Genomic DNA, 6,960 nt, shown 5'->3' with positions numbered 1-6,960 from the left:
AAAGTGGAAAGTCGGGTACAAAATTTGCAGGTCGCTTTCAAAATGTGAAACTCGTTTACAAAACGGGAATCTCGGATGACTATTGAACATCCTGATACCAAAAGAAGGAAACAGATGCAGTTCATGACAGATTTCTGACCATTTGTGCCAGAGGGAAATTCCCTCTGGTTTTTTGTTTATAATGAAAATCAGAAAAAGACGTCTTACTACAGAAAAAAGGAGGTGAGGGAAAGAATGCGGCATCAGGAGCTGATAGAAAAAATGACACTGGAAGAAAAAGCCGCATTTTTGACAGGCAAAAATGAGTGGGCCTCAAGAGGTTATGCTCATCTTGGAATAGACAGTATTACTTTTGCGGACGGACCAAGCGGCGTTCGGAGACAGTGCGGCGAGGGAGATCATCTTGGACTGAATCCTTCCCTGCCGGCAACCTGTTTTCCTTCTTCAGCTACCGTGGCAGACAGCTGGAATGAAAAGCTGGAAGAGGAAGTAGGAGAGGCACTTGGACAGGAAGCGGCATTAGCAGATGTCAGTGTACTTCTGGCACCGGGGCTGAACCTGAAACGGAATCCGCTCTGTGGCAGGAATTTTGAGTATTTTTCGGAGGATCCTTATCTGTCCGGTAAAATGGCGGCAGCCATGATCCGTGGCATCCAGAAAGTGGGCGTCAGCGCCTGTGCCAAGCACTTTGCGGTGAACAGTCAGGAAGAAAGACGGATGGCACTGAATGTCGTGCTGGATGAAAGAACCCTCAGAGAAATGTACCTGACAGGATTTGAAATTGCAGTGAAGGAAGGAAAGCCGGGGGCTGTAATGTCATCCTACAATGAAGTGAACGGCACCTATGCCAATGAAAATCCTTTTCTGTTGAAGCAGATCCTCCGGAAGGAGTGGGGATTTGAAGGGTTCGTGGTCACGGACTGGGGCGGCGGCAATGATTTTACGGAGGGCATCCAGAATGGTTCCAACCTGCAGATGCCGGGCTGTGGCTTCGACAGTGCCAGAGAGCTGATCAGGGCGCTGAAAGAAGGAAGGATTACAGAGCAGGAAATTGATGAAAGGGTGGATGAACTGCTGACAGCGGCTCTTACCTTTCCGAAGCATTCCGCAGAAGAGAAACATAAGCTGGAAGGGCAGAAGGAAAGCCTTTATCAGGAGCATCACAGACTGGCAGGCCGGGCGGCAGAAGAAAGCATGGTGCTTCTGAAAAATGAAGAAAACATTCTGCCCCTGAAAGCAGGAACCAGAGTAGCGCTGATCGGTGATTTTGCTTTTTCTCCAAGATATCAGGGAGCCGGTTCTTCCTGTGTGAATGCCATTTTAGTAGAAACTGCAGCAGAAGAAATCCGGAAAACAGAGCTGGTTCTTGCAGGTGCAGAGCGTGGATATCTGCGGAGCGGAAAAGTGGATAAAAAGAGAGAGACCTGTGCTTTGAAGCTTGCCGGGGAGGCAGATGTTGTACTGTTTTTCCTTGGACTTGGCGAACAGGAGGAAACGGAAGGGATGGACAGGAAAAGCATCAATATTCCCCAGAATCAGTTGTCACTCCTCCATAAAATCGCAAGAGTCAATCCGGCAGTGGTGGCAGTGCTCAGCACAGGAAGCGTAGTAGGTACCTGGTGGAAAAAGGACTGCAGAGCCATCCTGCATACCGGCTTATCCGGAGAAACAGGTGCAGGCGCTGTGATGAAAATATTGACCGGAGCGGTTAATCCGAGCGGAAAACTGACAGAGTCCTGGATCTGGAGCTACGAGGATACCCCTTCGTATCCCTGTTATCCGGCGAAGGACAGAACTCTGGAATACAGGGAAGGGATCTTCACAGGCTACCGCTATTTTGAAAAAAATCAGATTCCGGTATCGTTCCCCTTTGGATTCGGACTCTCCTATACTACTTTTGCCTACAGGGATCTGCAGGTAGCTGACAAGGGAATCAGTCTGAAGGTAAAGAATACAGGAACTGTGGATGGCAGCGAAATCGTGCAGATGTATGTGGCGCTTCCGGAAAGTAAGGTCAGCAGGCCGGAAAAGGAGCTGAAAGGATTTGTAAAGCTCCATCTGAAAGCCGGGGAAGAAAAGGAAGTCAGGATTCCCTTCGATGATAAAACCTTCCGGTTTTTCAATGAAAGAAGCGGAAGCTGGGAGCAGGAAGAAGGAACTTACCAGATCCTTGCAGGAAGCAGCAGCCAGGATATCCGGCTGACCGGAGAGATTTCTCTGCCGGGGCTACAGGTGAAAGAAAGTGGAGTACAGATGACGGGAGAGACACTGGCGAAAGCTGGTGAACCGGAAATGCTGCCTGGTGCAAAAGAGCAGACAGACAGCCGGAAACAGCGAAGGACTCTTGACCGGAATGATCCCCTGTCAGATATGCGCTATGCCAGAAATCCTCTGGCAAGGCTGATCGCAGGAAGCCTTAAGAAGAAAATTGAGAAGGCGGAAAAAAAGGGAAAACAGCCGGATCTGAATACTCTGTTTCAGTATAATATGCCCTTCCGGGCGATTGCCAAAATGACAGAAGGCATGGTGGACATGAAAATGGTGGATGGCATTTTGCTGGTGGTAAACGGTAGAACCCTGCAGGGCCTTTCAAAGGTGATAACAGGATTTTTTAAAAACCGCCGTGCCAACAGAGAATATGAAGAGACGCTGGAGAGACAGGCCGGTGAGGATAATCAGAAGAAAGAAGGTGAGACATGAAGGGACTGAAACAATGGAAAGAAAACCATCCGGATCTTTATGAGTTCATTATCTTTAATATCCTGTCAAACTGCGCAACGGTCACGAATTTTGTAGTGATGTGGATCTGTACAGGGTTTGTGTTCAAGGGACTGAAAGAAATACCCTTTCAGGCCTGGATTTTTGATTATACAACCAGGGAAAGCCTGATGCTTTGCGGATTTTTAAGTTTCCTTGTGGCAACGGCAGCAGCCCAGACGGTGAATTTCTTTGTACAGAAAAATCTGGTGTTTCATTCGGATGCGGCTTTTGGAAAAGCAGCCTGGAAATATGCGGTACTGGCAGTAGTTCTGGTGCTGGTATCTACGGCATTGCCGGCTTACAGTCAGGGGTGGCTGATCGGGCTTGGGATCCCGCAGGGGGTGGTTCCCACACTTGCAAATATTCTGAATATTCTGGTACAGGTTGTAATCAGCTATCCGACCATGAAATTCTGGGTAATGCCAGGAAAAAGAAAAGCTGAATAAAAATAGTAAAAAATAAGTTAGTATATAAGTGATGGAGGAAAAAACATGGTTAGTTTTAGTGTGGGTGACGTCATAAACGTGCTGAACAGCTGTAAACCACAGTTAATTGCATTAGCGGTTATTATTGTTATGGCACTAATTGTGATCATAGCATGCAGTAAGGTTGAAAAAAGAAAAAAGGCATTGATCTGTAAGGAAGCTCTTATTGCGATGGGACTTGGAATCACGATCGTGATCAATCTGATCTGTACCGGTCCCATGAGAACGCTGCTGAATCTGGTCAGCGGAGACGGAACGATATCGGAAGATTCCATGAACAATGCGATTAATGCAAATGTTCAGATGGCTGAGGAAGGCATGGTGTTATTAAAGAACGAGGATAATACACTACCGTTAAAGGATACAAAGAAGTTAAATGTATTTGGCTGGTCTTCTACCAATCCGGTATACAGTGGAACCGGTGCCGGTTCCATCAATGACAATTATGATAAAGTATCCATTTTAGAGGGACTGAAAAAAGCAGGATTTGAAGTCAATCAGGAAATTGCAGATTTTTATGTGAACTTTAAGGATACAAGACCAATCATTGATTACTGGGGACAGGACTGGACAGTACCGGAACCATCTATGGATGAATATGATCAGGCAGATATTTTTAACAAAGCAAAAGCTTTTTCCGATGTTGCTGTCGTTGTTCTGGCAAGATCCGGAGGAGAAGGAGCCGATTTGCCAACCAGTTATTATGTAGAAGAAGACACATTCAAAGCAAGTGGCGGCGGCCTGTGGGGTGGTGCTGAAGGACTTAGGATGAGCGAATATGCGGAAGATCTGGATGAATCCAAGACCTATCTGGAGCCGACAACAAGAGAGTTACAGATGATCGATCGTGTGGCAAAAGAATTTTCAACAGTTATTGTTGTGATCAACTCTGCCAATACAATGGAACTTGGCGTACTGGATCAGTATGATTCTGTGAAGGCAGCCATTTACACACCCGGAGCAGGACAGGCAGGTTTTACCGCTCTTGGAAAAATCTTAAACGGAGAAGTGAATCCTTCCGGTAAGACAGCAGATACTTTTGTTTATGATCTGACAAAGACACCATACTTTAATAATATCGGACTTTTTACATATGAGAACATGAAGCAGTATGGTCACATTGATGATCTTGGCCTTGTGGATATGTATCCTTCCTTCGTTAATTATGTGGAAAACATATATGTAGGTTACAAATATTATGAAACAGCCGCAAAGGAAAACTTCATAGATTATGATAGCACAGTACAGTATCCGTTTGGTTACGGACTGAGTTATACAACATTTTCACAGAAAATGGGAGATATTTCTGAAGAAAATGGTATAGTATCATTTGAAGTTACAGTACAGAATACAGGAGACGTTGCAGGCAAAGATGTAGTAGAGGTATTTTTTGATCCGCCATATACCAATGGAGGTATCGAGAAGGCTTCTGCAAATCTTGTGGAATTTGCAAAAACAGATATGTTAAAGCCGGGAGAGTCACAGGTACTTACCATTTCATTTTCTGTTGAAGATATGGCATCCTTTGATGCAAAGGTAAATAAGTGCTATGTTCTGGAAAGCGGAGATTACACCATTTCCATTAATTCAGATTCACACAATGTGATAGATTCCAGAGTCTATACGGTGCAGAATGATACCGTATATAGTGAAGACAATGCACGTTCCTCTGATCAGACAGCAGCAGTAACACAACTGGAGTTTGCAGAGGGAAATGCAGAATATCTGTCCAGAGCAGATGGATTTGCCAATTATGAAAAAGCAACAGCAGCTCCGTCAGACTATATGCTTCCTGAACAGGAAAAAGAGGCATTTTTAAATAACTCTAATTATGATCCCAGGGATTATAATGATGAAAATGATGAGATGCCGGTAACAGGAGCCAAAAACGGAATCATACTGGAAGATTTGAAAAATGTTGATTATGATGATGAAAAATGGGAACAGCTTCTGGATGAACTTACCGTAGACGAGATGAATACACTGATTGCTACAGGTGGATACCAGACAGCAGCAATCGAAAGCATTGAAAAATCATCTACTGTTGACTGTGACGGGGCAGCCGCAATTAATAATAACTTTACAGGACAGGGATCCATCGGATTCCCATCAGAAGTAATGCTGGCATGTACATGGAATAAGGAACTGGCTGCAACCTTTGGCGATAACATCGGAGAGATGGCAGACGAAATGGGTGTTACAGGCTGGTATGCACCATCTATGAATATGCACCGTACCGCATTTGGCGGCAGAAATTTTGAGTATTATTCCGAAGATGGCGTTCTTGCCGGAAAAATGGCTGCCAAAGCAGTAGAAGCAGCTAAAAAACATGGCGTATATGCTTACATAAAACACTTTGCGTTAAATGATCAGGAAACAAACAGATATGGACAGCTCTGTACATGGAGTACCGAGCAGGCGATCAGAGAAATTTATCTGAAACCATTTGAATTAGCGGTAAAAGATGGTGGTGCGGATGCGGTTATGAGTTCTTATAATCATATTGGAACATTACCAGGATGCGCCTGTGCTCCTTTGGATCTGACAATTCTCCGTGATGAATGGGGATTCAGAGGAATGGTTCTGACAGATTATTTTGTAGACTTCGGATTTATGGATTCAGACAGAGCAATCCGTAATGGTGTAGATATTATGCTAGCTGATTATGATACAGGAACAAATTATCTGACAGATACCACGTCAGCAACAGCTGTAAAGGCAATGCGCCAGGCAACTAAGAATATTCTGTATACGGTTGTCAATTCAAGGGTATATGAAGACCATACCTTTGACAGAGGACTGGACACATGGCAGAAGGTACTGATCGGAGTTGATGCACTGGTACTGATCTTATTTGCAGTAGATGAAATCAGAACAGTTCAGAAGTACAGGAAAAGCGATCTGCAAAATGAGGCAGAACAGAAATAAATAAAAGAAATAAATCATGGTAGTAAAGTGTGGTTCTGTAAATAGAAATATATTTGCAGAGCCACATTTTTTATGGAATAGGAAATTATTCCATAATGTTCCAATGACATAAAAAAGCCCTCTGGGCAGGATCACACTGCAGTGGAAGGACAGACGTTGCGTAAAGCGACTCGCCGCAGACGGAGAATCTGGTTTCTTACAGAAATATGGGGAAATAGCAGAAACGAAATACCGATCACAAAACGATACAAAACAACTTGACATACATTTCATATACTGATACGATAAAAATGTAACAGAAATTCATGTGAAAATCTGATGAATCTGAATCTTTGGGATCTGAACCAGGCAGAGGCATCTTCTGGCGTATCGCCTGCATTTTCACACAGACAAATTATGTAGGCGGAAGAAGACAGAAGAGAAGGGGATACCTGTACTTTCTGTACCGCCAGAGGAGGTATGAGGTATGGGTAAAACCAAAAAGACACTGGAAGAAATGGATGTCATGGATGATTTCCTGATGAATGCGGCCGCACTGGATCAGGAGCTTGGAGAGGAGTTCTGCAGGCTTATTCTGGAAACCCTGCTGCAAAGGCAGATCGGAAAGATCCATATCACAGCACAGAAGACACTGCAGGGAATCCTTCCCGAGAAACGGGGGATCCGGATGGATGTGGAGATTCTGGAAGGGGAAGATCAGGAATCAGGAGTGAATATTTATGATCTGGAGCCCCATCTGAGAAAGGATATGAATGTGCCAAAGCACAACCGGTTTTATCAGGCAGTG

Annotated in this window: 3 protein-coding genes and 1 pseudogene; all 4 read left to right on the top strand. The window is 44.5% G+C overall.

Annotated features, from left to right (window positions below; genetic code table 11):
• Nucleotides 1-234 precede the first annotated feature (234 nt).
• Nucleotides 235-2,700, top strand: coding sequence for a glycoside hydrolase family 3 C-terminal domain-containing protein (locus OCV77_RS16195; RefSeq protein ID WP_262575990.1), 2,466 nt, complete (start codon nt 235-237; stop codon nt 2,698-2,700).
• The gene (locus OCV77_RS16190) at nt 2,697-3,206 is read left to right on the top strand and encodes a polysaccharide biosynthesis protein GtrA (protein ID WP_262575989.1); all 510 of its coding nucleotides are present in this window, start codon (nt 2,697-2,699) and stop codon (nt 3,204-3,206) included. Before OCV77_RS16195 ends, OCV77_RS16190 begins: the two co-directional genes overlap by 4 nt.
• A gap of 45 nt (nt 3,207-3,251) precedes the next feature.
• The gene (locus OCV77_RS16185) at nt 3,252-6,173 is read left to right on the top strand and encodes a glycoside hydrolase family 3 C-terminal domain-containing protein (RefSeq protein WP_262575988.1); all 2,922 of its coding nucleotides are present in this window, start codon (nt 3,252-3,254) and stop codon (nt 6,171-6,173) included.
• A gap of 466 nt (nt 6,174-6,639) precedes the next feature.
• Nucleotides 6,640-6,960, top strand: a pseudogene (locus tag OCV77_RS16180) (hypothetical protein); the annotation flags it as partial.

It is taken from the genome of Suilimivivens aceti (genome assembly GCF_025567405.1).
GTDB lineage: Bacteria > Bacillota > Clostridia > Lachnospirales > Lachnospiraceae > Suilimivivens > Suilimivivens aceti.
The sequence above is the reverse complement of the archived record's forward strand: the minus strand, read 5'-3'. Positions and strand labels throughout refer to the sequence as shown.